We start from the raw sequence: 805 nt of genomic DNA, 5'->3' as shown, positions 1-805 counted from the left end.
AGCAGCCCCCGGCTCCGACGGATCCGCGTGTGGGCCTGAACCCGACGGGCCGCCTCCGCCGGTCGTCGGCCCCCAGCCGCAGGAAGCACGCCCGCCGCCAGGAAGGTGCCGCGTCGTGACCACCACCGTCGACCCCCGCCCGCTGGCCGACTTGGAGCAGGACGCCCTCGCCCAGGTCGAGGCCGAGTTCGCCCGCCGCGCCCGAGGCGCCCGCCCGTGGACGCCCACCGAGTACGTCGACCGCATCGAGCAGGTCCACGTCCGCTACCGGTACCGCCGCCAATGGCTGCGCACCCACGAACAGGAGGCGGCCACATGAGCACGTACCTTCACGACGGGATCGTCTTCGACCTCGGCGTCCCGCACCTCGACGTCACCGGTGTCGAATGGCGCTGGACCGGCGCCCACACCAGCACCGGCGAACCGCTGATGCAGGCATCGCCGAGCGACACCGCACCCGTCCCCCTGCCCGACGTGTACGCCATGCACGGCCCCCTCATCCCCGCCCCCCGCCCCAGCACTGCCGCCATGTACCGGCAAGTTCTGGAGGCCTCGTGATGGCCGGCTTCTGGATCCGCATCAACCCGCAGGGCTGCGTCGAAGGCTCGCTGCTTGGCGAGTGCGTCGGCCCGCTTGCCGAGGACGCGCACAAGGAATTCACCCCGCGCGTCCGCGACCGGCGCCGCGAAGCCGCCGAGGGCTACCGGCACGAACTCGTCGGCCACGACGAGTGGGACAGGCGCGCCAAGCCCTGCCTGCTCGGCCGGTGCCAGCACAGGCAGGCGGCCTCGTGACCGCCCCGGCG

3 protein-coding genes are annotated in these 805 nt (G+C 73.3%); all 3 read left to right on the top strand.

The annotated features are described in order from the left end of the window. The first annotated feature begins 115 nt into the window (after positions 1 to 115). Genes IE153_RS41270 through IE153_RS41260 form a run of 3 tightly spaced genes read left to right on the top strand, consistent with a single transcriptional unit; the run spans position 116 to position 794 of the window. Positions 116 to 319, top strand: a complete 204-nt coding sequence (locus tag IE153_RS41270; RefSeq protein WP_189594809.1) for a hypothetical protein — start codon at positions 116 to 118, stop codon at positions 317 to 319. Continuing rightward, entirely contained in the window at positions 316 to 558 is a 243-nt protein-coding gene (locus tag IE153_RS41265) for a phiSA1p31-related protein (RefSeq protein WP_189594808.1), read from the top strand. Before IE153_RS41270 ends, IE153_RS41265 begins: the two co-directional genes overlap by 4 nt. Beyond that, a complete protein-coding gene (locus tag IE153_RS41260) occupies positions 558 to 794 on the top strand; it encodes a hypothetical protein (protein ID WP_189594807.1) in 237 nt (78 codons plus the stop codon). The genes IE153_RS41265 and IE153_RS41260 overlap by 1 nt, the downstream gene beginning before the upstream one ends. Positions 795 to 805 lie beyond the last annotated feature (11 nt).

Origin of the sequence: Streptomyces massasporeus, from assembly GCF_014648995.1 — a bacterium.
GTDB classification, from domain to species: Bacteria; Actinomycetota; Actinomycetes; order Streptomycetales; family Streptomycetaceae; genus Streptomyces; species Streptomyces massasporeus.
Note: the sequence above shows the minus strand (reverse complement) of the source record. Positions and strands in the feature narration are given on the sequence as shown.

Excerpts from the sequence above, each read along its gene's own strand:
- IE153_RS41265 (WP_189594808.1), top strand. The coding sequence starts at position 316 with ATGAGCACGTACCTTCACGACGGGATCGTCTTCGACCTCGGCGTCCCG.
- IE153_RS41260 (WP_189594807.1), top strand. The coding sequence starts at position 558 with ATGGCCGGCTTCTGGATCCGCATCAACCCGCAGGGCTGCGTCGAAGGC.